Origin of the sequence: Paenibacillus taiwanensis DSM 18679, from assembly GCF_000425125.1 — a bacterium.
GTDB lineage: Bacteria > Bacillota > Bacilli > Paenibacillales > Paenibacillaceae > Paenibacillus_B > Paenibacillus_B taiwanensis.
The window spans coordinates 123,295-149,873 of the sequence record NZ_AULE01000023.1; the positions used below are offsets into that span (position 1 = coordinate 123,295).

A 26,579-nucleotide genomic window follows, 5' to 3' on the forward strand; every position below is an offset into this window, starting at 1 on the left:
CCAGTAGATTGATTTTAAAGCATCAAAATGTCCCGAATTTCTTGCTCTGTTAGGGAGGACAAAGCTTCTTCACCAGGCTGAATGACTTCTTCAATGAGGTCCTTTTTCCTTTGCTGCAATTCATACATTTTGTCCTCTACGGTGCCTTGTGTAACCAGTCTGATCACTTGTACGACCTTCTTTTGCCCGATGCGATAGGCCCGATCTGCTGCTTGCTGCTCTACAGCCGGATTCCACCATAGATCATACAGAATAACGGTGTCTGCTCCCGTTAAGTTAAGACCTGTGCCACCTGCTTTTAACGAGATGAGAAACAAATCACGTTCGCCTTCATTAAATCGGCTGCACAGCTCTACGCGTTCTGCTGACGGGGTACTGCCGTCCAAATAAAAATGGGCTGCTCCCCGTTCGGTTAACTCTCGTTTGATCAGATTAAGCATCCCTGTAAACTGAGAAAATACGAGCAGGCGTCGGCCAGCAGCTATAGACTGTTCGATAATTTCAAGCAGCAGTTCGAATTTAGCTGAGCTTCCGACGTAACCGTCGACGAACAGAGCAGGATGGCAGCATAACTGGCGTAATCGGGTAAGACCTGCCAAAATTTTAATGCGGCTTTTCTGAAATCCCGTCTCGTCTAAATGTTTAAGTGTGTCTTTTTGCAGCTTGGCAAGATAGGCGAGATATAACTTCTTCTGCTCGGGCAGCAGTTCAGTTGCTTGGACCGATTCTATCTTCTCAGGCAGCTCTTTCAGTACGTCCGTCTTCAACCGACGAAGTAGAAAGGGACGTGCACGTTTGGCCACGGTATCACGCGGCAAATCGTTAAAGGTTTGTCTATTCGAGAACAGTTCAGGGAACACGGCATCAAAAATCGACCAAAGCTCTTCCAGTCTGTTTTCCACAGGCGTACCTGTAAGGGCGAATCGGTATTTGGCCTGAATAGTTTTTACAGCGTGTGCCGTTTGTGTTGTGTAATTTTTGAATGCTTGTGCTTCATCCAAAATGAGCGTATGGAAAGCAGACTTGGCATATAACTGGATATCCCGGCGCAGCAGCGGATACGAAGTAATAATCACATCTGCTGCAAATTTACTGCTCAACAACCGAAGGCGTTCTGGCTGGCTGCCATCTGCGATGGCAACGCTTAGTTCAGGAGCGAACTTGTGCAGCTCATTTCGCCAATTGTATAGCAGCGACGCAGGGGCGATGACAAGAGCCGACATATTTTGCTTGCGAATGTCAGGCAGCACGGACACAAGGAATGCGATGGTTTGCAGCGTTTTGCCCAGGCCCATGTCATCTGCGAGAATGCCCCCAAAGCGATAATGGGCTAACGTCTTCATCCACTGATAACCGTACTTCTGGTAATCACGAAGCACTGGTGTTAGATGGTCTGGCAGCGGGAAATCCAGATTGTCCGGATTTCGCATGTTTTCGATAAAAAGACGTAACGACCGACCGATGGAGATTGCTTTCCCATGCTCGTTAGTATGCATCAGCTGCAGGCTGCGGGCGATTGGAATTTTGAACAAGGCAGCCTTTGTTTCTTCCTTGTGAAGCTCCATCGTATTCATAAAGCGGCTAATTTCTTGAAAAGCTTCGCTTTCCAGTGACAGCAAGGTGCCGCTTGGCAGGCGATAATATTTCTTTTTATCTTCTAACGATTGCAGCAGTTGGCGAATGTCAGCCTCGGCAATCCCGTCCATCTCAAACTTAAATTCAAGCCAGTCCGTGCGCTCATCCACATCAACCGTAATGTGTGGCGCCACAGGTGCGGCATGTAATCGTGCCTTCACAGCGGAGGTGGCATAAATCTGCATCGATGCTTTCAGTTTTGGGACGATATGGTACAAAAAATCATATTCTGCATCCTCGTCATCAAGGAAGTAGCCACTTTCTGTTTTGGCAAAAGGACATTGTTCTATCATCTCTATAATTTGTTGCTCTTGCTCCGTGTCTCGCATAAGAATGCGGTTAGCGGCACGCTGCTGGGTGTGTGCTTCTAAAGGATTAAGAACGATGTCGCCATACTGGAACTCCAATCCTGCCAGCAGCCGATCCCGAACGCGGTCCAGATAGAGCTTAGCTTGCAGTGCAGGCTGGACAATCCGCTCGGCTATGCTTGGCGTAATGTGGACACTTCCTAGCTTTGATAAGCCAGGGATGACTTGTTCCATGTATGGCTCGATCTGGCCTGCAGGAATTCGAAATGATTGCTTGCGGTAGGACTCCAGCAATTGCCTCATCTCGCTGAGCCGCTTGCAATGATCAGGGGCTAGCTGAACTAGCTTTCCTTCAGACACGACCATTCCGTATTGTTCCATTATGGTTATCTGGTCCATTCCTTGCACGTCCATCTGGAAGCCTTCATCGCCAGCTTGATCCAGCTTAAACAGGAGCGGCAGCGACTCGTCAACTACTCGTAAACCAGAATAACTGACCCCTTCATGCTCCAGTGTGACGGATTTGGCTTGGGCGAGCAGGGGAAAAAGGTCGTTCCATATATAAGCAGGCAGAGGAAGGGTACGTTCCCCGCCTGCACGATTGGCGGGGTTGGAGTAGCTATGCGCAGTTTCCAGATGGACTTCTTCCTGACGATAAGCACGGATCAGCTGCTGCAAAATCGCATCATCGTGTGGATGAAAGCTGTGCAGCAACGGATCATATGTAAACAATTTGGAGAAGGTGTAGCTTCTCCCTCGATCAACGCTGTCCAGAAACTCGCGCAGCTTCTGAATGATATAGAGCCGCTTCGGGCCGACCTTGCATTCGATAGCTAAAATGAATTTGCGATATCCGTAAGCAATAGGCTTGCAGGTAAACTCCATTTCAAGCTGAATGCGCTCATCAAAGCGTAAGCGAGTTCCCGTCGAGTTCTTCTGCTTTCGGGCAAAGAGGCCCAGCATCCCGTGTGTGACTTGGATGTCGCTGTTAGCAATTGTAGAGCGTTCATCTACCCGTGTATGACTTTGTGATGTAGAATGCTCCGATCGGCGGGCAGTACGAGCAGCAAGAGAAATGGGACTAGCATAAGCAGAAGACGGCTCTTCCTGTTCCATTTCATATATACATAAAAGAACGGCAGCAACATGTTTGCAGAAGCTTCCCTTTGCGGGGAACCCGGGACATGTGCATGTAGCTGATATATGTTTATTTGGGTCTTTATCTACATTTACGCGGTAATAATCTTCAGTGCCGTGTACGGTAGCTTGAAAGTTTCCGGCTTTGAGATTATGGTGCGTTAGTGTTACTCGTCCGGCGCTGTAGTAAGCTTCACCGCGTTCATAAGAGAATAAGCCACATTGTGACTTAATAATAGGCAGGGTCAACTTTAAGCTCATGGTCTCGATCCTTCCTTGGCATAGATGAAAATAGGAATGGGGATTGGACTTCTTATGTACATGATAGCAGAAATAAAGGCAAAAAAATAAAGCGGGGTAGGAAGAGGAACAGATGTTAAGAATATGTTCAGTATAGTTTGATAACATTAACAATACTGTATATCCATAAATAAAACCAATATATGGTTTTCTGTAACAATTACATAATGAGTTGACAGTATAGATATGATATGTTTCTGTATGTATAGAGGCGCCACTTTGTGGGTTTTATCGACAGTGATGGTGTTTATTTTGATGAAGGAGACTGAGCTATGAGCAAGAATGTGATCGTGTGTTTAAGTATTGTTCTGTCTCTGTTTACGACGGTGGCATGCAAGCAGCCTGAGCATGCTGAACCGCCCGCAAGGGAAGCCCATTTATTGCCGATCCAGCATTATGGTGATGCTCTACATATGCAGGACAAACAAAAGGAACTGTACAGCTTTATCGTGAACAAGCTGTCAGGCTCAAGTGGTATACATACCAATTATCGTGATACCAGCCAAGCGGCGGAAATGGCGACCGGACATGAAGTGTTAAGTGAATCCGCGGGACTTATGATGCGATACTATGCACTTACTGGTCAACAAGACGCATTTGATCAGGAATGGGCGAAAGCGCAGCGAAGCTTCAATTTGTCCGCAGGCTTCAGCTATCGTTTCAGTCCGAAACAGCAAAAGAAGTATACACTTAATGCGGCAGTTGATGACTTGCGAATCATCCGTGCGTTGTATGAAGCAGGGGAAGCGTTTAAGAACGAGCGTTACGTGAAAGAGGGGGCAACTTACGGCAGCAGGCTCTATGAGCATAATGTCAAAGCCGGCTACTTGTACGACTTTTATGACGAAACGTATCAGATTACAAACGACTTTGTGACTTTATGTTATATTGACCTAGCTACGCTGAGGCTGCTTCCATTAGATTCAAAGCAACAGGAGCAGTTGTACGGAAATATGCTAGGCATTGCGAAGAACGGCTATTTATCAGATCACTTCCCTTTTTATGAGACCCGATATCAATATAAGACCAACGCTTACAGTTCAGATAACATCAACACAGTAGAGTCGCTGATTACGATTTTATCTCTTGCTGAAGTGAACCAGCATAATAAAGCGAGCATTCAATATATTAAGAAACAGGTCAAAGCAGGCACTTTGTACGGTCAATATACGAGAGAAGGAAAGCCAACCAATAATATTCAATCAACGGCTATTTATGCAATTGCTGCGATGATTGGTGCTGAGCTTGGGGACAAGTCCTTATACGAAGACAGCATTCGGAGGATGAATCTATTTCAGGTTGAGGATAGAGACAGCCACTTGCAAGGGGGATTTGGTGATACCGCTTCTGAACAAGCCTTTTCTTTTGATAATCTAATGGCTTTGCTGGCTTATGCCTATTAATAGAAACGTAATGAGGAGATGGCGTGCGACATGGCTAACATCAGGTCCAAATTACATATGGAGCGCGGACTTGCGTCGTTAAGCCGCTATGTGTCACCGTCGTTATTGGCTGCGGCCGGAGTACTAATCATCACGATTATGGCTTTGTTTGTTCCTCCCTATATCGGGATGGCGGATAACGGCGACTATTTTCGTATTTTATATAGCAACGGCTTATATTTTAATACGCCCGACTACGACAGCCAGTATTTTGGTTACTTTATTAAGAAGTTTGGCATTTTTCAATATTTCAATGAGAACCAAGCGAGTTTGTTTTCATCGCAATCACTCTTTATTAAGCTTTCAATCTGGTTAAATACGTTTGTGGATCAGCAAGTATTTGATGTGCGGGTTCAGGCCGCGCTGTTTACCGTCTTATATATCGTAGCGGTTTACCTATTGGTGGAAAGCTTGACGTGGAAAGTGCCTGTGAAGTACGGCTATCCGATTGCAATACTGGCTATTTTTTTGTTTGCAGATACCGCATACACTGCTTATTTTAACTCCTTCTTTGGAGAAAGCATTGTATTTATTATGATGGTATATGTATTTGCGGCAGGACTGCTGATGTATAGGAAACGATATAATGACTATGTTTTGATGGCGATAATGCTCGTGAGCGGTTTGCTTCTAACGACCAGTAAGCAGCAAAATGCACCTCTTGGCATCATAATTGCCCTAATGGGTATCTGTTTGATCTTTATTCGTAAGGAACGAAAGTTCCGTGTGTGTATGGCTTCTTCACTAGCGGTCTTACTGCTGGCGGGTATTGGGACATACGCATTAATTCCGAAGGAATTTGTTAATATTAACAAATACCACGCGATGACTCGGGGAATTTTGATGGGATCGGAAGACCCTGAAGAGACGCTGAGCAAGTTTGATATCGACAAGCAGTATGCCATTCTAAACGAAAGTATCTATTATGAGCTGTACACCACAATAGATGTAGATTCTCCGATACTGGAAGATCATTTTTATAACAAGTATGGGTTTGGATCTATTTTAAAATATTACGTGACACATCCTGGAAAGGCTATTGATATGTTAGATCTGGCTGCCAAGAGTGCATTCAAAATTCGTCCTCCTGCTATGGGGAACTATGAGAAGTCAGTAGGCAAAGCATTCAGGGAGCAAACGAACTTCTTCTCAGGCTACAGTACTTTAAAGGCCGCAATGGCTCCTAAAACATTTGGCTTTGTTGTCATCTGGATGACCCTCATACTCGGGTTATACATGCCGGCGTTTATTGCTGCTGTAAAGGCCAAAAATAGTAGGCGCATGCTCCGATTGCCACTAATTGTAACCATGATCCTAATGGGCTTGTCTGGTATTGCCGTTTCTATCATTGGTGCGGGGGATGCGGATTTATCTAAGCATGAATTTGTGTTTACGGCTGCTTTTGACATCGTAACATTTGTTGTGGTTGCTGATGCGATTCGTCGACGTTTATGGAGCGGTCAAGAGTTGGACAGTCCCTAATATATAATCGGTATCGGAGGTGACGTGATGGCGGGCTGCAAGTACATTAAAGTAGCATTGATCTTGGTGGTTACACTAGGCATATGGATGGGGAGCACTTCAGCTTCTGTTCTCGCTGTAGATGCCGATGCCGTGAAGGAAAAGCCGAAGCATGTCCTGCTCACCTACGATAGCTACGGCATTGGTACATCAAGACAAGGCAATATGGATGCGTTACAGCAACTGCTTGCCGCATTCGGTGCCCAAGTCACTATTGTGGATATTGATCGCTATCAACCCGGAACACTTCAAACCTATGACAAAGTGATTGGTGTACATAATGCGTATGACCTGCCTTTGTCAAATGCCGATTACATAGCAGACTTAGAAGCCTATAAAGGTGACTATTTCCACATCGGGGCCATGATTCCGCCCCAAGTAAAAGCTAAACTGGGTTTGCAGACACAAATGGCAAGTGGCGGCACAATCCGGATTTCCATCGATAAGCTGCAACAAACCTTTATTCAAGCGGAACCACTTCCCTACGTGCAGAAGGCCACAGGCCGAACATACGGTGAGCTCACGATTGGAGGAACAGCATATCCATTTGCGGTATCACATGAGAAATATGGTTATATTCCTTATTTGAAGCAAGGTAATCTTAGTGAAATTGCAGCAGCTTACGTGTTAAAGGACTGGCTTGAAGTGAGCCATAAAGGACGCACTTACCTGTTATTTAAAGAAGTGTATCCCTTTTCTGATTTAAACTTGTTGGAACGACTTGCGGATCAGCTTCATGAAGCCGGACTCCCCTTTATGGTCAGTGTCAGACCTGTGTTCAGCAATACTGATTACCCAGCCATGAAGCGTTATTTGGAGACGCTAAAATATATGCAGTCGCGCAATGGCAGCATCCTCATTAACGCTCCGGTCGTGGCTTCGACGATCAGCGTACAAGATGATACTTTGCAGGCCAAAATGGAAGGGTTTGTAGATGTATTGGCTGATTACGGTATAGCACCACTAGGTGTAGGAGCGGAAATGTATTGGTCCTATGACCATTTGTATGCGGAGCAGGGAATGTCCTTCTCGAATTCAGCTGTACTGTATCCGAATGAACAGGCCAGTTACAGATCCAGATCGGATACCTCTAAAGCATTTCAATCGTCGTTGTTTAGTATGTCGCTAAGCTTCATGGATCAGTTTGATCGCTCTAGCAAAGCGATCCCGCCCTTACCGATGGATTCAGTTATTACATTTGATTTTTTTAAGGATCAGGCGCAGTTGGATACCGCCATTCAAAATTTGCTGGATAGCTGGATTACATTTTCAGACTACAAATATGAATCACATGAGGTAAAAACACCGCGAAACCATATTGTATCGTATAAAGGGGCTATCGCTATTAATGGTCAACGTGTTGACCTTGGAAGTGCAATCAAGGATATCAGCTCAGACTATACATATAAGGAAGAACAGCAAAAAAGCTTTGAGAAGCTGTTTAATGTACAAAACAAAATATTTATTATCATTATCATCATTACACTGATGGTGTTTGGCGGCTTCTTTATCGTTGGGTATCGATTGTATAAACGAAAATATTACAAATAAGGAGGCAGACATGACGATAGCAGATGTTCTTATGTTGATTGCGGTTATCTGCATCTGGTCCCTCTTGCTCGTGAATGTGGTCTTGATTATAGCGGGTTACCTGTACTATATCGACATTGAAGGCGAGACTGTGCCTGAGATTAAAGGCGAGGCGCCATTTGTCTCCATTATGGTACCTGCCCATAATGAGGGCGTTGTCATCACGCAGACGGTTGAAGCTTTGCTGGCACTTGATTATCCACATGAACGTTATGAGATTATTGTTATTAATGATAACTCATCCGACAACAGTAGTGAACTGCTCGGCGAACTGAAAGGACGTTATCCTGGACGCAACCTGATTATTATTAATACAGATGCGGTTACAGGCGGCAAAGGGAAATCCAATGCCCTGAATATTGGATTTGCGCAGAGCAAAGGCGAGTTGATTGCCATCTACGATGCCGATAATACGCCTGAGAAGACCGCTTTGCGTTATTTGGTAGGCGAAATTATGAATGATGAGTCGTTAGGTGCTGTCATCGGCAAGTTCAGAACACGCAATCGCAACACAAATTTGCTGACACGTTTTATTAACATAGAGACCTTATCGTTTCAATGGATGGCGCAAGCGGGGCGATGGAAACTATTTAAGCTTTGTACGATACCAGGAACTAATTTTATAATGCGACGACATATTGTGGAGGAAATTGGGGGCTGGGATGTCAAAGCAATCGCGGAAGATACCGAAATCAGCTTCCGTATCTACATGATGGGTTATCGAATCAAGTTCCAGCCTAAAGCCGTGACGTGGGAGCAGGAACCGCAGACGCTGAAGGTATGGTTCAAGCAGCGCACACGCTGGGCTAAGGGCAACATTTATGTCATCGTTAAAAATATCCCACTGCTGTTTGAGCGTTCAGCCAAGATTATCCGGTTTGATATATTATACTTTTTATCGATTTATTTTCTATTGCTGACTTCCTTGGTTATGTCTGATATTCTGCTTATTCTACATGCATTGGGTTATGTGCACACGACGATTGCGGGATTCAGTTCTTTCTTATGGGTGCTGGCGATTACGCTCTTTATTGTAGGAACTTTTATAACCATTATTACGGAAAAAGGAGAGATGAGGCTCTCCAATCTGTGGATTATTATGCTTATGTATGTATCCTATTGTCAATTATGGATGGTTGTTGCGGCTTACGGTTTATACAACTATGTAAAGGATCAATTGTTCAAGCGGGAAGTAAAATGGTACAAAACGGAACGTTATTAAGACAGGAGAGAAGCTCGTGAATAAACGGTGGATTGTGATAGGCATGACCTGTTTGTCCTTGTTATTTGTACAGTTAGGACAAGCTTCGGCGGCTGTAGCTAATCGTATTCAAGCGGCCGGCCAACAGATGTATGAGACGGTGCTCAGCAGCACCGATACAGCATTGTCAGGCGTAGTGGCATCACGGCAGTTTTTTTTCCAGACGGAATCCTATTGGAATGTTGGCGAAGTAAAGATCAATTTAGACTATAAAGCCTCACCGCTGACACGTGGTGAGCAATCGAGTGTCACACTAGTCATGAACGGAACGAAGTTCCATTCGTTCCGGCCTGCTGTAAGTGATGCGGTGAAACAGCGCCTGACTGTAACGGTGCCGAGTGAGCTGATTGTGAAGGGCAGCAACACGTTAACCGTGGAAGGTTATATTGTTACTAATCTGGAGAACCAAATTTGCGTACCCGTTGAGAAGCGTGATAATTGGTTGCAATTGCGGCAGACATCCAGTGTGGAGGTAAGCTATAGAAGTGAAGCATTAACGGGAAGCATTAATGACTTCAACCGCCACTTTGTGGGCAGGGACACGATAAAGGCCAGCCTTGGTGCGATTGCGGTGCCTTCCAAGAGTGAGCCGGCTGAATTGGAAGCAGCCGTTCACGCGTTGTCTGGCTTTGCCAAAGCGAACAGTCTAAAAGAGAAAGCAATTCCCATGCATACTTGGGATACGGCTGCATTAAAAGAAAAGCAAGCTATCGTGGCGATTGGTTTATATGATCATTTGCCATCAGATGTGCGGAGCGCTATAGGTAATGAAGACTTAAGCAGCACCGCACTTATTCAAGTCATCACGTTGGATCGTCAACCGACACTTGTTGTTACGTCACAAAATCCCGACGTATTAGTGAAAGCTGGCCGATTGCTGGCTAATCAGGAGATGGTCGGCCAATTAGACGCAAATCGTAAACTAGTGGATGCCAATACAAACGTGGACACGCCCGATGTTACAGTGAACCGAAACGTCACATTAACCGAGACAGGCGATCGTTTGACAGGCTGGATGCACCAAGAGAAGACATACTTTGTATCTCTACCCGCCAACCGCTCAATAGCCGATGCAAGTAAGGTTAGTCTGGATCTGCGTTATGCGAAGAACTTGGACTTCCATCGTTCCTTGGTGACGGTGCTGATCAACAATACACCAATCGGTAGCAAGAAGCTGACTTCGGAACTGGCCAATGGGGATACACTTTCATTGCCAATTCCAAAAAACCTTGAAGTAACCGGCAATTTCTCTGTGACGGTTGCTTTTGATCTGGAACTGGAGAACGTGACTTGTGTAAGGCCACAAGATCAGATGCCTTGGGCGTACATTACGAAGGACTCCTTGCTGCAACTTAACACAAAGGATAAGACCGATCTGCTGTTTAACAATTATCCGAATCCGTTTCTTCGAGATGGTGGATATAACCAAGTGGCGGTAGTCATGCCGCAGGTTAAGGATAGTTATACCTACTTGGCATTATCTAACCTGTTTAATTTGTTGGGGCAATATGCTGAGGGCAACACAGGGGACGTAAAGTTCTATGAAGACAGTGAAGCCGCGAAGGCGCTTAAGGAGCGTAACATTATTGCGATTGGCTCCTACCATAACAATAAGATTTTTCAGGACCCCAAACTAAAGCTATACTTCCAGTACGATTCCAAAGGTGATGGTTTCATTTCCAATGAGAAAATGAGTATCGACACGGATTATGGAAAACGTATGGGCACGCTGCAATTGTTAGACTCACCTTATGAGGCGGGTCATGGATTGCTGGCAGTTACAGGGGCAAGCTCGGAGTATTATTATCTTGCATCCAAGCTTTTGGCGAGTGAGAATACGAAGTGGAAAGTGTATGGAGACGGTGTAGCTACGGATAAGGATGGTAACATCCACGCCTATCGCTTCAAGAAACAGACGGAGCAGGAGGCGGCATCTGTTCTGGATGACGTATTGGAACGGGGAGACGTACTTGGCTTCATGGTAGCTGCTGTGCTGGTGATGCTTCTTGTCTTGGTGGCATTAATTTTAATGATCCGTAAATATAGAAAGAAACGGGGGGCGGGCGATGAAACGGAATCAAAGTAGCCTAGTATCGGATGGCGCCTTCTTGTTCTGGTTTGTTATCACCTTTATTTGCGTCGTTTTTATGGTTGGCGACCCTAACCGTTACCTCGTCAATATTATTTTTCTAAACGTTGCTTTCCTCATCGCCATTGTGACCTACTTTACGACGGTAACAACGGGATTAATGATGAACATCGTGTTTATTTTTGGATTTGGAACGTTCACTTTGTACCAGACTGTGGTTGAAGGCGGAGTCATCGGTGTACACAATTATTTCTGGCTAGTAATGACTCCGATATTTACAGTGACCGCTTGGATGATGACTCTTGGGAATCGGCGGCTGCAAAATGAAAACGAGCAGTTAAAAAAGAAAAATACGTCACTTGCAACGATGGATGAGACGACGGATTTAAAAAATGCACGTTCGTTCCAAAAGGACGCGACTATATTTATGGCGCTGTCCACTCGGTATCAGATTCCACTGACGCTGCTAGTGGTAAAAGTGAAATATTGGGACGAGTTAAAACGGATGGTTAGTGAAGAGCAGATGTCGGAGATGATCTATGATTTATCCAAATTAAGCGAGACTAGCATCCGGATGAACGATTCCCTGTATATGTTAAATGCAGATAACCCAACTTGGGGACTATTGTTATTTACAGATCGCGACGGAGCAAACGTAGTCATTGATCGTTTGAAGGAGAAAGTTGCTGCGTTTAACACGGTGGAGTTCGCTGGAAAGTACAAAATTGAGCTGAACCTCAACATCGGTGCAATTGAGTACCAGCCGGATAAAGTGCCAACACCGCTCGACTTTATCGTGCAGGCTCGAAAACAGTTGGAGTATGATGTATAGTCTCCTAACGATAGCGACAAACGACGAATACAGTCTAATCAGAACAGCCTATCCCGTTAGCTTGGGTGGGCTGTTTTTTCTGTATTGCCGGAGGTAAGTTGGTATATCGCTCACATCTCCATTATAATCATAGGCAGTGGAAGGAGTGAGGTATTTAGATGACGGCTGAGCATAAGCTTAATCCATTTATGCAGTTGCTGCATTTCGGATATCATCAGGCGATGAGTTGCCTATTTCCTGTTCTTATTTTTGTAACGTTGGCGGTATCCAAATTTATAGAGGTTCCTTTTATTCCACGGTATGATCTCATTTTGCTCATCTTGCTGCTGGTTCAGGTGCTGATGTATAAAGGTGGATTAGAAACGCTTGATGAAATCAAAGTGATATGTGTATTTCACGTAATTGGCCTCGCCCTTGAGTTATACAAGGTACATATGGGCTCATGGTCATATCCAGAAGCGGCATATACGAAATGGTTTGGTGTACCGCTCTATAGCGGCTTTATGTATGCAAGTGTAGCCAGCTTTATGTGCCAGGTATGGCGGAGATTACGAATGGATATGACGGGCTGGCCAGGGATGATGGCCACGGTGCTGCTAGGCGGTGCTATTTATTTTAACTTTTATACTCATCATTTTATACCGGATTTCCGATGGTGGCTGACGGGGCTTGTGTTTATCGTTTTTTGGCGGACACAAATTTTGTATACAGTAAGAACCAAAACGTATCGGATGCCGCTAACACTTGCTTTTTTAATTGTAGGTTTTTTTATTTGGCTGGCAGAAAATATCGCTACATTTTTTGGGGCCTGGAAGTATCCAGATCAGCATGAAACCTGGCGAATTGTTGGTGTCAGCAAAATTAGCTCATGGTTTCTGCTTGTCATTATTAGCGTAATTATTGTAGCGCAGCTTAAATATGTGAAGGCGAATCGGATCAAAAAGACATAGTCGAGTTGGATGAGTTTCTTGTCAGTAGCTAGGTGAGGCGCTGTACGAGCAACTGTACAGTAGCCAAGTGTTTTTCTTTTTTTGCAAAATGGATTTATTTTCGGTTGACCCTCACGTTACGGGATAGTTTAAAGTGAGTGGTGAAAGGAGGCCAAGAGGATATGAAAGTAAAAGAAGTTGCCGATCTGGCCGGAATCAGCGTGCGCACGCTGCATCACTATGATGAAATTGGACTATTAGTACCAAAAGAGACGACCGAGGCAGGCTATCGTCTGTACACACAGGATGATGTGGAGCTACTACAGCAGATTTTATTTTTCAGAGAACTTGGCTTCCCTTTAAAAAGAATTAAGGAGATTATTGATGATCCATCGTTTGATCGAGAGGAAGCGCTGAGAATGCACCGCAGCATTCTGCTTGAACAGCGCAGTCGCTTGAACCGAATGATTATGACCATCGATAAGACGATCCAACACGCAAAAGGGGAGATTCAAATGGCTGACAAGGAACGTTTTGAAGGGTTTGACTTTAGCCGCAACCCGTATGAGGAAGAAGCACGGAAACGTTGGGGGGATACGGCGGTTGATCAAGCAAATGCTAAAGCCGCTCACATGACAAAGGAACAGCAGGATGCCTTTCATCAGGTATATGTTAACCTTGCTGCTGTGCGTCATTTGGCTCCTGCATCAGAGGAGGCCCAAACGGCAATTACAGCGTGGTATGTGCTGCTGAATGAGTGGGGTAACTACTCGCCGGAGGCTTTCCGGGGTCTAGGACAAATGTATGTTGCCGATGAACGCTTCACCAACAACATTGATCAGTTTGGTGAAGGCCTGGCCCAGTTTATGTGTGACGCGATGGGGATTTATGCGGATAACCAGTCTTGATGGCTGGCTGCCTTCCCATTCTAAAGAGAACTAGTGGAGAGTCCCGATCCTTATTAAGGAAATCGGGGCTCTTTTCGTGTACACGGGCCCGTGCGCGAGCTAGTCGGCTCAATCCTCGTCTATGTCGCAGCTTTCAATTGCGGTGAAAAATACGTCCAAAATGTCCTTGTCATAGTGCGACCGCACATAATCGGAAATGGACGCCAGTTGCTTCTCGCTTGTATATTCAAGGCAGGGCCGCCCTTCGCATCGCAACACAGTACAGTCAAATTGCTGCTTCACATCTTCAATGACATTATCTGTGACAATTCCATTACTTGCCGCCTTCATAACGATTCCTCACTTTCGGTTAAGTAAACGCTAATGTACGCCATTTCTGGTAATGGCCTTCCTTTTCTATTATTCAAAATTTAACTATTTGTTCCGATGACATTTATCACAACATGTGGAGATCAAATGCTCAGTGAATGATGACCGCATCTGTTGTATGAAGTCGATATGTGCAGAAACTTACCGTATACGACAGCAAGCGGGAAGATCGTTGCGGTTTAGAATAGGTCTCCCAGCAGATTGTCTGATAACACTCTGTATGGCAAAGTAATACCAGGTCATATGTTTCAGATGAGGAGGAATGGAAGATGAACTTTCACTTTTTTGTCGGCAATGATAACGGGAACAGTGAGCATGATCTGATTATTGATGGAAGATGGATTGCGCAGCCAAATGTTAATTGTGCGGTGGACGAGCTACCGTGGAGTGAGGAACAGCAGCCAGAAAGCTTTGTTAAGCAGTTGCAGGAGCAATTGGTTGTTACGATCGATTCCCCAGCGGCGCGGCCAGGTATGTATTATATCGGTCAATTTGCGCTGGAGAGCGGGGAACTGCTAGACAATCTTCAGATCGGTATTGATTTGAAAAGTGACATGGATTTGCCTGTTGTGAATACACTTGCTCAAATCGCGGCGGTTGCTGTACAGAAAGCCTATGAGGAAAGTAATCATATTGCTGAGCAAATAGAGGTGGAAGCCGATATGGCGACAGCACTTCCAGTCACACAGCATACGGATGAGACATCTGCAAAGTTTGAGAGGCGGTTTACATCCAGTCCTCACCATGTGACGGTTCATCTCGGAACGCGTCGTGTTGCGGTGAGGATTACTTTTCCTTTTGTGAAAGCAGTGCCCGAAGCTACACCGGTTATATTTACTTTGCAAAAAGACGAAGATGGTAAATGGCGCGATGGCGACATTTTTCAACAGTTTGCTGCCAGCTATGGCATGGATAAAAAGTTTAACGGCAGCTACTTTAAAGACAAGCGTATCCTTCATGTCGATATTGGCGATGGTTCGACAGAATATCCGATTACGGAGGGGAACAAATTTCTGCGTCAGTTTGTACATGGTAGTCATCATGGTGCGGGTTATGCCATTGAAGAAGCACTGGATGACTTTAATCGCCTCATTCATCTCCCGAATTCTCCGCGTCAATTTTTTAGCGACGTCCTTAAAAACCCACATCATAAGTATTATGCTCGTGCGATCAAGACTGTAAAAAGACCGCTGGAAAGTCAGGTGAAGCAGATTGTGCAGCATGTTAAGCGGCAGCTCACGAAGTCCCGTAATGAAGTTGATTTGATCTGCGTGTATGGTGGTGGCAGCATACTAATGCGTTCCAGCTTGTACCCTCATCTTCATGAATTGTGCAAGGAACGTGAATTGCAGCTTCTCTATATCCCCGATGCCTATGCCGTTCAAATGAATGCTATGGGATTAAACGCTTTTGTACGCGGTAAAATCTATGAGGGCTTAAAAAGCAAGGCTATGCAAACCGTGTAGATCAGGTATGTGCTGATCAAAAGTGAGGTGGAAGGTGATTCGCTGTGAAAAAAAGCAAGCTGCCGGGGGACAATATTAGTCTAAAAACAAAAAAATCGGAAGATCCTTTAATTATGGATTGGATCAATGCACAAACGAACCTGATGGACTCCTTGCGTTATTTAATAGAACAGGAGATTGTACAACAAGGCATTCGTAATTTGCAGGCTGTAGTGCCTGTCGAGCGTAACGTATTAGCCGCCGTAACAACTTTGCTGCCGCAGTTTGGATTAGAGGAACGTTCTACATTTGAACAACTTATAGAAGATAGCGAAGATGCGCAAGCGAAGGAAGAACTGGCAAAGGAACTGGATGATGAACTGGTAGAGGGAGATATTGAGGCATGGGTGTAAACGTGGCGGTAGGCAGGAACTGTCCCTAAGTATCGGTATTACTTGGTGTTACTTGATCATCTGGAGTATGACATTGTAGTATTTAGAAACATAAAGTGTTATATAATCACACAAGCTTGGATACCATGAGCCGCAAGGGGAGTACAAGCATTATGAACTAAGCATGATGTGTGTATGATCGTAAGGAAATGAGGGATGTGGTATGACTTTAGAGGAGGTCATGTCCAGATTAGAGGCAATGGGCACGGAGCAGACGAAACGAACTTTTATTCGTCACGGAGCCAAGGAACCGCTTTACGGTGTAAAGATTGGTGACTTAAAGAAGCTGGTCTCCACCGTGAAGAAGGACCAAGCACTTGCTCGGGCGTTATATGAGACTGGCAATAGCGATGCTATGTATTTAGCGGGTTTGACCGTCAATCCACGTACGATGGATAAGGAGACACTACAAGCTTGGGCGAAACAAGCCAACTGGGTGATGCATTCGGAAACGACAGTTCCAGGGGTCGCGGCAGAGAGCCCCTTTGCTTTTGAATTGGCACGAGAATGGATGCAGTCCAGTGACGAAGGGATTGCCGCGTGTGGATGGAGCACCTATATTAATGCGATGTCCATTACACCTGATGAGCAGTTGGATCTGGAGGAAATTAAACAATTGCTCCATCAAGTGGAGAGGACGATTCATGAGGAACGTAATCGGGTGCGATATACGATGAATGGATTTGTCATTGGCGTTGGTGCTTTTGTTGCGGCGCTCCACGAGGAAGCCGTCCGAACTGCGGCAGCGATTGGTAACGTTCATGTTCATATGGGTGACACAGCTTGTAAAGTTCCAGAAGCGACAGCTTACATTAAGAAGGTAGAAGCGGCTGGGAAGCTTGGGGTCAAGCGAAAGACGTGTATTTGCTAATATAATAATAGGGTCTAATCTGTACGGATCTAGGCTGATATTGGGCAATATCCAGTATCGGCTTTTTGTGTTATGAATAGCTGTACACGCGGTGTCCGGTCGGGTTCACGTTTTCTCCTGCAACTGGGCACCGCATGTCGTGTAGGTACAACTTGTAGGTTAGGCCTCGCTTTGTTGTTCAAAACGTTTAATAATCTCAATTACCACTTGCGTTGCTTTGACCATGTTATCAACCGAAACATATTCAAATTTGCCGTGGTAGTTCTCACCGCCCGTAAAAATGTTGGGTGTAGGCAGTCCCATGTAAGATAACTGGGAGCCGTCAGTACCCCCACGGATTGGACGGATAATAGGTTTAATATCAAGTGACTCCATCGCTTCACGTGCCAGATGTACAATCTCGATGACTGGCTCAATCTTATCCTTCATGTTGTAGTATTGGTCGTACATATCAAGCACAACGTTATGCTCACCATACGTTTGCTGAAATTCCTGTACGATGCGGGTTAAATGGGCTTTCTTGGCATCAAATTTCTCCCGATCAAAGTCACGAATGATGTAGCTTAGTTTCGTTTCCTCCACATCACCACGGAAGGAACTTAGGTGATAGAAGCCCTCATAACCATCGGTATGCTCAGGCGCCTCTTCTACTGGCAGCCTTCCATGCAACTGCATGGCGATTTTCGCCGAATGGATCATCTTATCCTTCGCGCTGCCAGGATGAACATTCGAACCTTTCACCGTAATCTTGGCGGCTGCGGCATTAAAGCTCTCGTATTCAAGCTCACCGAGAGGTCCACCATCTACCGTATAGGCATAAACAGCGTCAAAAGCAGCGACATCAAAATGCTGTGGTCCTCTGCCGATTTCCTCATCTGGTGTAAAGGCTACGCGTACTCGACCGTGCTTAATCTCAGGGTGCGCGATCAAATACGCCATTGCCGTCATAATCTCAGCAATCCCTGCTTTGTTGTCTGCACCGAGCAGCGTAGTGCCATCGGTTGTTATTAAAGTATGGCCTTTATACTGGCTTAGCTCTGGAAAGTCCTGCGGTGACAGGACAACACGCAGCTCTTCATTTAACGTGATATCACCCCCGTCGTACGATTCAACGATCTGGGGTTTTACGTCTTTGCCTGTAAAGTCAGTCGCGGTGTCCACATGGGCGAGGAAACCGATCGTGGGCACTTGCGACTTGTCCGTATTGGAAGGAAGCGTGGCCATGACGTAACCATTGGCGTCTATCGTCACTTCCTGCATCCCTATTTCTTCAAGTTCTTTAACAAGCATGTTGCCAAGTGTAAGCTGCCCCGGCGTAGTTGGGCATGTGGTGCTGTCTTCATCGGATTGCGTGTCCACCTGTACGTAAGTTGTTAATCTAGCAATAAGGTCTTGTTTCAACTTGTTCCACTCCCTTCTATTTCCTATTTTATTTTAACACGAACTATCAGTTGTCATGTACTCCCTTATAAATTCGTATTGCTTGAGCTTGTTGGAATTGACCTCATGTCTATTTATGCGGATAAACCTTTACAAATAGATGGAATTATTTATAATAAAATAAATCATTAGGAGGTGTGTCATCATGCAAAAATGCTTATCATTTACCCCACACGATCGAAAGAAAATACAAATCGAGCGGTAGAGGGCGCGCGCGAGTAAAGCGCAGGTAAGGATACGGCAATTTAACGTAGGCTTAACGTGACGTGCCATCTGCCGGAGAGGCGGATATAACCAATATGAACTTACGCGCGGCACAAGTCTATATCATCATGATGTTTATGACGGCTTTAGCTAGCTCAACGATGTTTGTTACACATGGCATTTATTTTGTTGCCGAATTAGGATTAAATCCTGTTCAGCTCGTATTGATGGGAACGGTGCTAGAGCTGACGGTTCTATTATTTGAAGGAATTACAGGTGTTGTTGCGGATACCTATAGTCGACGGCGTTCCGTTATTATCGGAATGTTTGTTATTGGAGCAGGCTTTGTACTGGAAGGCAGTGTGATGTGGATAGGAACTATGATTCCCGTCCTTTCTTTATTCGCATGGGTACTGGTGGCTGAATTGATTTGGGGTATAGGCCATACTTTTATTAGCGGCGCAGATTCAGCCTGGATTGTGGATGAAGTTGGCGAATCAAACGTAGGCAACCTTTTCTTACAAACGAAGCGAGTGTCGCTGTGGGGCAACTTGTTAGGAATTGGCTTGAGTGTCTGGATGTCCACAATTGCACCTAATTTGCCGTATGTGTTAGGAGGGCTTATTTATGCAAGCGTGGGTGTATTTTTGCTTTTTTTTATGAAGGAGACCGCCTTTGTGGGCGCAGTCCACAAGCAGCAAGTTTCACATTGGCAGCATATGAAGTCAACCTGGCTATCTGGTGCGTCCACGGTAAGAAGGAATCCTATACTCTTTATGATTGTCGGGGTGACTTTGTTTAGTGGTGCAGCATCAGAAGGTTATGACCGATTATGGGAGATGCATTTGATTACAGAAATCGGATTCCCGCAAAATATGGCTTTATCGATGCCTATGTGGTTTGGCTTGATCGCGATGGTGTCAACTTTGATTAGCATTGCTGCTGTCAGGATTACGGATAGCAGGCTGGATATGAGCAATGAACGGGTCGTCTTTGGGGCCATGTTTGGGCTGACAGCTGTCCGAATTGCGGGTATTGTAATGCTTGCTTTCTCGCCGAATTTGATATGGGCACTTGGCTCAATTCTTATTGTCGGAGTCGTCAATACGTTGAGTCAGCCGATTTATGAGACGTGGCTTAATATGAATATGGAAAGCAAGTCTCGGGCGACGGTACTATCAATGATTAGTCAGACGGATGCACTCGGTCAAACGGCAGGTGGCCCCATCGTTGGCTGGGTAGGCAGTCGTGTGTCTGTGCGGGCTTCCCTAATTACAGCAGCGGTGCTGCTAGGACCGATCTTGACGGTGTTCAGTCGTGCGCTGCGCAGACGATAGCAGGGTAATTTATAAGGACATGTTATCCCATTCGACGGGATAGCACGATGGAGGGCACGATAGAAGTGCTCTCTTTGTCGTAGATACGGATATGTACATTTGTTATGATAGGCATAACATCATGAGAGAGAAAGGTCGGTAACGTAATGCCTCCCAACAAATCTAACACGCAGGCTAGTCGTAAAAAAGCAAGCGGTGCAACATCAGGCGGGCGTAAGTCAGCACGCAACACTAAACAACAATCAAAGGGATTAACGGTCCTCATAAACCTGCTTGTACTGGCTGCTGTGCTCGTAGGCATATATATTGCGAATATTCCAGCGGATTCCAGCGATGGGCATCGTGCGGCTTCAAGTGCGCAGACGCAAAAAACGGGGCTTCCGGCTTCGAAGGTGAAACCGGCGAGCGGAGAAGCTGACGAGAAGCTGGAGGTCCACTTTTTTGATGTTGGCCAAGGCGACAGTACACTGGTGGTTACGCCTTCAGGTGAGACGATCTTGATCGATGCGGGACAAAACAATAAAGGTGAGCTTGTGGTTGATTATTTGAAGGAACTTGGCATTGATCGACTGGATGCGGTCATTGCTACTCATCCCGATGCGGATCATATCGGAGGTCTGGATATTGTCGTAAATAAGTTGGATGTCAAAAGTGTCTATGCACCTCGCGTTGCGCACACCACACAAACGTATAAAGACTTTCTGAACGCAGTGAAGCACAAAGGCTTAACGATTAAAGCTGCGCGATCAGGTACTTCCCTTCCGTTATCAGATGGCGTTACGGCGAGTTTTGCTGCGCCAGTCAACAGTTATGGGGATCATTTTAACGAGTGGAGCGCGGTTCTGCGGCTGGAGTATGGGAATACATCGTTCCTGTTTACAGGAGATGCGGAGCAAGAGTCGGAAGCAGATATGTTGGCAAGTGGCTTCAAGCTTGCTGCGGATGTGCTGAAAGTAGGCCACCACGGTTCGCGCACCTCTTCGAGCCAAGCTTTCTTACATGCGGTAAAGCCACGCTATGCTGTAATTAGCGCTGGTACTGGCAACAAGTACGGCCATCCGCACGACGTTATTTTGAAACGTCTAGCTAAAGCAGGAGCTTCCGTGTATCGAACGGACAAGCAGGGCAGCGTTGTGGCATACAGCAACGGGCACGAAATCTGGATGACGACAGATAAGGGGTCGTAGGGATACTTTGTTTTGCATCTCCACCGACAAGTCTGAACATGAATGCATGAAGTGACTAGGAGGGATTGCATGTGTGACTCACAAAAGAAGGGAACACGTTTTGGCGTAATCGACAGGTTTGAAGAGGAATGGGCTGTAATTGAGGTGGATGGTAATATGCAAGAGGTAAAACGTCATCTACTGCCTGTACACGCACGTCCTGGAGATGCAGTTGTGATCGAGAATGGGGCGATTCGTGTGGATCAGGAACGAACGGCACGTCTGCGTCAAGAGGCGGAGCAGATGGTAGATGAGTTATTTGAGGATGAGCATTAAGCAGTGTAACTAAAGGGTATTGGAGTAGGTTCGTAAAAGGTGTAGTTCAAAGTCAGTCTAAACTGACTACGGACGCCCCGTTTTTGTTGAATGTTAACAATATATGAAGGAGAAAACAAGTCGTTACAAAAGGACATTCGGCATGCCTCGAACTGGACGTATGAAGAGCACAATGATCGGTTCGAGTGCCCGAATGGCCGCTACGTTCGCTTTAAGAAATACAAATCTTTAGAGGAGAGCATAGAGAGCAAGGATATCTGGTTGAATATTCTGGCTTTGGTGGACAGACGATCCGTTATGTGCGGTAAAAATATTCTTTTGGTGTAGCTGCCAAGACAGGATATCCGCTATTGCCTCCAAACTACCGCCAAACGGGCACGAAATACGCAAATAGCGTACCTCCTTGTCCGCTAAGCAGTCTAATAATCCTTGCATCCACCCTATAACGGATCTCTCGTCCGGTCACGTATTCCACGCTGCTTCCGCACCATCATACCGATGTCCGTGCACTCTGCACCTAAGCTGTAACGAGGTCTTTTAATGTGCGCATTTTAGGAGCAATGGAAGAGCTGCCTGTTAACAAACATCTGCTCGCACCTACTTTAACTCCTATTGAAAATAAACGAGCTCAGATGCTTGTGGATTTGCAGCGCTACGTTTATGCGTATTTTTGCTTATGAAGGAAGATCACATGAAAAACGGTCAATTAATACCGGGCTACGATGTACAAATGGCGACCGAAAGCCAGTTGAAGGTAGCGGGCATCCGTTCCGTAATTTTTCAAAAGGAGCATAAGCACCAACAAAGTTGGACGGAAAACATTACGTTTTCTGCCCAACTTTTTTATTTTGGGGCTTTTCGGAGAGCTCCTTTTTTGTTGAGTATTGGAGATGAAGGCCGCTAGTAATGGTTTCATGTCCACAAGCGAAATAATTAGGGCATTGACCACGGTGGTCAATTGGCATATACTAACATTGACCGTGGTGGTCAACGATATCGGTGGAGGACATCAAATGATTGAAAAATTTCTTAACCTAAGCATGGATAAGCAGGAACGGATCATTAATGCAGCACTGAAAGTATTTTCACAGCAGGGGTATGAGCAAGCCTCTACCAATGAGATTGTAAAAGAGGCAGGTATATCGAAAGGGTTGCTGTTTCATTATTTTAACAACAAGAAAGAGTTGTTTTTTTACTTATATGGTTATGCGGTTGAACAATTGATGAATGAGTTTGTGGCGAAGCTCAGCCGGGATGAGAAAGATATTTTTATGAAGCTGAGGCAAGCTGTGCTGCTTAAGTTTGACCTGATTCAAAGGTACCCGGACGTATTTGACTTCCTCAAAACAGCCTACTTTGAAAATTGTGCCGAAATTAAACCGGAGTTAGAGCATTACAATAAGGAGCTTATGGCTAGTGGCTATAGCACCATCTTCCACAATATTGACCATAGCTTATTTAAAGAAGGGATCGATGTGACACGAGCAATCCAAATTATTTTTTGGGCGTTGGAAGGCTTCGGGCTACAGCAGCAGGAGAAGTGGAAGGCAAATCGTTATGAGGATATCAACATGGATGAGGTTATGGAAGAAATCGATCAATATATGCACATATTAAAGCAAGCTTTCTATCGCCAATAAGGGGCATGCTGAGAGGAGTGTCACAAATGAGCGTAAGTGTAATTGAATTGAACCAGTTAACGAAGGCTTACGGCAGTGCAAGAGGGATCTCCAATTTAAGCTTTACGGTCGAGCAAGGTGAAATATTTGGATTTATTGGACCTAACGGAGCGGGAAAGTCGACCACGATTCGTACGCTGCTAGGGCTAATTAAGCCTACAAGCGGCAGTGCAGCCATTTTCGGCAAGGATACAGTGCAGCATGGAACGGAAATCCGCAAAGAGATCGGGTATCTTCCTTCAGAAGTATTTTACTATGATCATATGAAAGTGAAGGACTTATTAAACTATTCTGCAAGCTTCTACAAGAAGGATTGCCGGTCGCGTATTAAGGAATTGGCTGATAGTATGAATTTGGACTTAAACAAAAGGATCAATGACTTGTCGCTAGGCAATAAAAAGAAGGTAGGCATCATACAAGGGTTGTTGCATGAACCGAAACTGATCATTTTGGATGAGCCGACGAGCGGCTTAGATCCGTTAATGCAGCAAACGTTTTTTGAGCTGCTAGAGCAGGAAAACAAGAAGGGGGCGACCATTTTGTTCTCCTCGCATATTTTGAGCGAGGTCCAACGTTTATGTGATCGCGTGGCGATCATTAAGGAGGGAAAGCTCGTAAAGCTGGAGAAGATGAGCGTGCTGAAAGCAGACAGTTACAAAAGAATTAAGCTGGAAACAACTGCTCCGATTCCGCTTCATTATTTTCAATTAAGTGGGGTGCATGAATTAGAGGTTAAAGGTTCAATGATCCAGTTTTTATATAAAGGCAATCTGAATGTAATAACGGCCAAACTTGCGGCAATCGAGATTAACAATTTGTGGTTGGAGGAACCGGATTTAGAAGAGATCTTTATGCATTATTATGAGCGGGAGGGCTGACCCGTAATGAACATGTATAGCTATGAATTAAAGGCGTATCGTTCGTTCACCCTGATTTGGACTGCTGCGTTGGTGGCACTGGCTGCTTTTATGTTGTCCATGTTCCCGACGTTTACGCATGATGCGGAGTCGTTTAAGTCGCTGCTGAGAAGTATGCCCGAGTCTGTTCTGCATGCGGTAGGCATTCAAATTGAATCGATCACTTCATTGTTAGGGTTTTATTCCTATACGTTTATGTATGTGACATTGTGTGGGGCCATCCAGGCGATGACTCTTGGGGTTTCCATAATATCCAGGGAATGGCGCGACAAAACAGCGGACTTCCTGCTAACGAAACCTGTGGCGCGTTCTAGCATCCTGACAGCAAAGCTGCTTGCAGCTTGTACTTTGCTGGTACTAACGAATCTGATTTATTTATGTGCAGCCAGTACACTAGCCTTACTTGTAAGTGCAGCTTCGTTTGATTTAACTGTATTATTGTTGGTGTCCGTGACGCTGTTTTTTGTGCAAATCATATTTTTCTCTTTGGGTATGCTGTTAGCCGTGCTTGCGCCCAAAATAAGAGCTGTTTTGTCCATATCGCTCGGAGTTGTGTTTGGTTTTTTTCTCATTGGCATTTTAGGCGCGTCCACGGGAGCGGATAAGCTGCGTATATTAACCCCCTTCAAATATTATGATGCTGCGTACATTGTGCGGCATGCGGGATACGAGGTTTCATATCTATGGATGGGGCTGGTTGTCGCTGTTACGTCGATCATAGTTAGTTACATCGTGTTTATGAGGCGGGATGTAGATTTGGTTTAAATAATGCGAGGACGCCACTGGACACGAGGAACTTACAAGTACGTGAGGGGGTTCTACGGTGAATATATTTAGACGGGAATTAAAGGCTACGCGCAAGTCATTGCTTATATGGTGTATCGGAATTATCGTAATGATCATATCTGGAATGGGGAAGTATGAGGGGATGTCCGTATCTGCAACAGGTCAGTCAATGAACGAGCTTGTTGCTAATATGCCTAAGTCACTACAGGTCATTTTGGGTATCGGCACATTTGATTTATCAAAAGCAAGCGGGTACTACGGGGTGCTATTTTTGTATTTGCTCATGATGGCTACGATTCATGCAGCTATGCTTGGTGCGAGTATGATCTCGAAGGAAGAGCGAGACAAGACGGCTGAGTTTTTGCTCGTAAAGCCCGTCTCCAGAAGCTTTGTGTTAACGGCAAAGCTGCTAGCCGCTTTGGTTAACGTAATGGTGGTTGGTCTTGTCATGTGGATTTCCTCGGTGGTAATAGTTAACAACTACAGTCACGGTGAGTATGTGAATGGTGATATTGCACTCATGATGGCAGGGATGTTTATATTACAGCTATTATTTCTTATGATAGGCGCTATGATTGCGGCAAATAGTCGTCATGCGAAGCGGGCAGTCTCTTGGTCAACAGCGATCCTGTTAGTCACTTTTATGTTGGCGCTGGGGATAGATTTAAGCGGCAAGCTGGATCTGTTGGCTTACGTAACCCCCTTTAAATATTTTGAGGCTAAAAATGTAATGTACGGTGGCGGCTTATCTAAGGTTTCTGTAGGGTTGTCAGTTGCAATTATAGGTATTTGCTCGGTGCTGACCTATGTGGGGTACAATAGGCGAGATTTGAATATGTAGCATGGTACAGTAGAACACGAGCGGTTGGGTGGCCAAGGCGGCTATCCATCTGCTCGTGTTTATTAGTTTATTGTTTTTTGTTAATCGGAATCCAGACTTCAAATGAATAGTCTTCAGATGCGGGATTACCCGGATAATATACCTCTAACTCAGGGCCGGCAGCATGTTCATATCCGGTAGCAGGTAACCATTCCTGGAAAATTCGGGCCCATAGCTGCTGCATCGCATGCGGCATCTCGCCTGAAGCAGGGAAAACGGCCCACGTGTAGGCTGGAATTAAATAAGAGTCCAGAGTCGTATCCTCCACCGCTTGCTTACTTTCGACAGCAATCCAATAATACATCTCTCCTGTTTCAGGTTTAAAATCGGTGCAAATTCCAAGCAAATGATGGGTTGGTTCAAGCTCGGTTAGTCGGCAGCATGTTCCGTCCTCGTTGCATTGCTTCCAGAATTGAGGAATGTGCCGTAAGTTTTCGCCATCTTTGGTCGTAGTATGAAGTGCCTTACCAATGACATGAAAAGCGGGTTTATCGATTACTTTGTATTCCATTTCCTCATCTCCCTTCAAAATAGATGAAATGCCACGCAAGGGAAGGCTTTAAGCGAGCCCTCCAATTGGCGTACGGCAGAGGGTGCGGCAATATGTTACGATGCTATGCGCTTTCCGAAGGGTTTTTGTAAATGAACGCATTTGTGTAGGGAAGGATGAGCGCACAGCAGCACGAATATGTAAATTATATACTATTTTAAATGCGAGTAAAGCGGGATTAGATGCCACTTTTCA

24 protein-coding genes and 1 pseudogene are annotated in these 26,579 nt (G+C 45.2%); 21 read left to right on the forward strand and 4 right to left on the reverse strand.

Annotation, left to right across the window (positions count from 1 at the left end; translation table 11 throughout):
* Nucleotides 1-14 precede the first annotated feature (14 nt).
* Complete coding sequence (locus H509_RS0102790; RefSeq protein ID WP_028543728.1) at nt 15-3,341, reverse strand: DEAD/DEAH box helicase; 3,327 nt, start codon at nt 3,339-3,341, stop codon at nt 15-17.
* Between the two features lie 311 nt (nt 3,342-3,652).
* Here H509_RS0102790 and H509_RS0102795 point away from each other — a divergent pair, with 311 nt between their 5' ends.
* From H509_RS0102795 to H509_RS0102830, 8 genes are all read left to right on the forward strand, one after another.
* Nucleotides 3,653-4,783: a glycosyl hydrolase family 8 gene (locus H509_RS0102795; RefSeq protein ID WP_028543729.1), complete on the forward strand. Its 1,131-nt coding sequence runs from the start codon at nt 3,653-3,655 to the stop codon at nt 4,781-4,783.
* Between the two features lie 30 nt (nt 4,784-4,813).
* Nucleotides 4,814-6,304, forward strand: coding sequence for a glycan biosynthesis hexose transferase WsfD (gene wsfD / locus H509_RS24070; protein ID WP_211234300.1), 1,491 nt, complete (start codon nt 4,814-4,816; stop codon nt 6,302-6,304).
* 27 nt (nt 6,305-6,331) lie between these two features.
* Nucleotides 6,332-7,894 carry a DUF2334 domain-containing protein gene (locus H509_RS0102805; protein ID WP_028543730.1) on the forward strand — a complete coding sequence of 521 codons (1,563 nt, stop codon included), beginning with the start codon at nt 6,332-6,334 and terminating at the stop codon, nt 7,892-7,894.
* Between the two features lie 10 nt (nt 7,895-7,904).
* Complete coding sequence (locus tag H509_RS0102810) at nt 7,905-9,155, forward strand: glycosyltransferase family 2 protein (RefSeq protein ID WP_028543731.1); 1,251 nt, start codon at nt 7,905-7,907, stop codon at nt 9,153-9,155.
* A gap of 16 nt (nt 9,156-9,171) precedes the next feature.
* Nucleotides 9,172-11,280: a cellulose biosynthesis cyclic di-GMP-binding regulatory protein BcsB gene (locus tag H509_RS0102815; protein WP_028543732.1), complete on the forward strand. Its 2,109-nt coding sequence runs from the start codon at nt 9,172-9,174 to the stop codon at nt 11,278-11,280.
* Nucleotides 11,261-12,115 (forward strand): diguanylate cyclase domain-containing protein, encoded by an 855-nt coding sequence (locus H509_RS0102820; protein WP_028543733.1) that lies wholly within the window; start codon nt 11,261-11,263, stop codon nt 12,113-12,115. Before H509_RS0102815 ends, H509_RS0102820 begins: the two co-directional genes overlap by 20 nt.
* A gap of 158 nt (nt 12,116-12,273) precedes the next feature.
* Nucleotides 12,274-13,065, forward strand: a complete 792-nt coding sequence (locus tag H509_RS0102825; RefSeq protein WP_028543734.1) for a DUF817 domain-containing protein — start codon at nt 12,274-12,276, stop codon at nt 13,063-13,065.
* A gap of 161 nt (nt 13,066-13,226) precedes the next feature.
* Complete coding sequence (locus tag H509_RS0102830; RefSeq protein WP_028543735.1) at nt 13,227-13,952, forward strand: MerR family transcriptional regulator; 726 nt, start codon at nt 13,227-13,229, stop codon at nt 13,950-13,952.
* A 108-nt stretch (nt 13,953-14,060) separates the two neighbouring features.
* Here the strand turns inward: H509_RS0102830 and H509_RS0102835 are convergent, their stop codons facing one another.
* On the reverse strand, nt 14,061-14,282 hold the full coding sequence (locus tag H509_RS0102835) for a hypothetical protein (RefSeq protein WP_028543736.1): 222 nt from the start codon (nt 14,280-14,282) through the stop codon (nt 14,061-14,063).
* Nucleotides 14,283-14,590: 308 nt separating this feature from the next.
* Between H509_RS0102835 and H509_RS0102840 the strand changes: the two genes are divergently transcribed.
* The 3 genes from H509_RS0102840 (at nt 14,591) to H509_RS0102850 (ending at nt 17,089) form a co-directional block, all read left to right on the forward strand.
* Entirely contained in the window at nt 14,591-15,787 is a 1,197-nt protein-coding gene (locus H509_RS0102840) for a ParM/StbA family protein (RefSeq protein WP_028543737.1), read from the forward strand.
* 44 nt (nt 15,788-15,831) lie between these two features.
* Nucleotides 15,832-16,179, forward strand: coding sequence for a hypothetical protein (locus H509_RS27075; protein ID WP_028543738.1), 348 nt, complete (start codon nt 15,832-15,834; stop codon nt 16,177-16,179).
* 202 nt (nt 16,180-16,381) lie between these two features.
* Nucleotides 16,382-17,089: a DNA alkylation repair protein gene (locus H509_RS0102850; RefSeq protein ID WP_028543739.1), complete on the forward strand. Its 708-nt coding sequence runs from the start codon at nt 16,382-16,384 to the stop codon at nt 17,087-17,089.
* Between the two features lie 159 nt (nt 17,090-17,248).
* On the opposite strand, the gene pepT is transcribed toward H509_RS0102850, so the two are convergent.
* Nucleotides 17,249-18,490 (reverse strand): peptidase T, encoded by a 1,242-nt coding sequence (pepT, locus tag H509_RS0102855; RefSeq protein WP_028543740.1) that lies wholly within the window; start codon nt 18,488-18,490, stop codon nt 17,249-17,251.
* 338 nt (nt 18,491-18,828) lie between these two features.
* On the opposite strand from pepT, the gene H509_RS0102860 reads away from it, so the two are divergent.
* The 10 genes and pseudogenes from H509_RS0102860 (at nt 18,829) to H509_RS0102905 (ending at nt 25,795) form a co-directional block, all read left to right on the forward strand.
* Nucleotides 18,829-20,070, forward strand: a complete 1,242-nt coding sequence (locus H509_RS0102860; protein WP_028543741.1) for an MFS transporter — start codon at nt 18,829-18,831, stop codon at nt 20,068-20,070.
* Nucleotides 20,071-20,216: 146 nt separating this feature from the next.
* Entirely contained in the window at nt 20,217-21,257 is a 1,041-nt protein-coding gene (locus tag H509_RS24075) for a ComEC/Rec2 family competence protein (protein ID WP_051286774.1), read from the forward strand.
* A gap of 69 nt (nt 21,258-21,326) precedes the next feature.
* Nucleotides 21,327-21,572 (forward strand): DUF3006 domain-containing protein, encoded by a 246-nt coding sequence (locus tag H509_RS0102870; RefSeq protein ID WP_051286775.1) that lies wholly within the window; start codon nt 21,327-21,329, stop codon nt 21,570-21,572.
* A 225-nt stretch (nt 21,573-21,797) separates the two neighbouring features.
* Nucleotides 21,798-21,863: pseudogene (locus tag H509_RS28725) on the forward strand (SF0329 family protein); the annotation flags it as partial.
* Between the two features lie 251 nt (nt 21,864-22,114).
* Nucleotides 22,115-22,252, forward strand: coding sequence for a hypothetical protein (locus tag H509_RS27470; RefSeq protein ID WP_157277418.1), 138 nt, complete (start codon nt 22,115-22,117; stop codon nt 22,250-22,252).
* A gap of 11 nt (nt 22,253-22,263) precedes the next feature.
* A complete protein-coding gene (locus tag H509_RS0102885) occupies nt 22,264-22,476 on the forward strand; it encodes a hypothetical protein (RefSeq protein WP_028543743.1) in 213 nt (70 codons plus the stop codon).
* 109 nt (nt 22,477-22,585) lie between these two features.
* The gene (locus H509_RS0102890) at nt 22,586-23,212 is read left to right on the forward strand and encodes a TetR/AcrR family transcriptional regulator (protein ID WP_028543744.1); all 627 of its coding nucleotides are present in this window, start codon (nt 22,586-22,588) and stop codon (nt 23,210-23,212) included.
* 26 nt (nt 23,213-23,238) lie between these two features.
* Nucleotides 23,239-24,129: an ABC transporter ATP-binding protein gene (locus H509_RS0102895; protein WP_036695955.1), complete on the forward strand. Its 891-nt coding sequence runs from the start codon at nt 23,239-23,241 to the stop codon at nt 24,127-24,129.
* A gap of 6 nt (nt 24,130-24,135) precedes the next feature.
* Entirely contained in the window at nt 24,136-24,933 is a 798-nt protein-coding gene (locus H509_RS0102900; RefSeq protein WP_028543746.1) for an ABC transporter permease subunit, read from the forward strand.
* A gap of 58 nt (nt 24,934-24,991) precedes the next feature.
* Nucleotides 24,992-25,795 (forward strand): ABC transporter permease subunit, encoded by an 804-nt coding sequence (locus H509_RS0102905; RefSeq protein WP_028543747.1) that lies wholly within the window; start codon nt 24,992-24,994, stop codon nt 25,793-25,795.
* Between the two features lie 67 nt (nt 25,796-25,862).
* Here the strand turns inward: H509_RS0102905 and H509_RS24080 are convergent, their stop codons facing one another.
* Nucleotides 25,863-26,345, reverse strand: coding sequence for a GyrI-like domain-containing protein (locus tag H509_RS24080; protein ID WP_036695959.1), 483 nt, complete (start codon nt 26,343-26,345; stop codon nt 25,863-25,865).
* Nucleotides 26,346-26,579 lie beyond the last annotated feature (234 nt).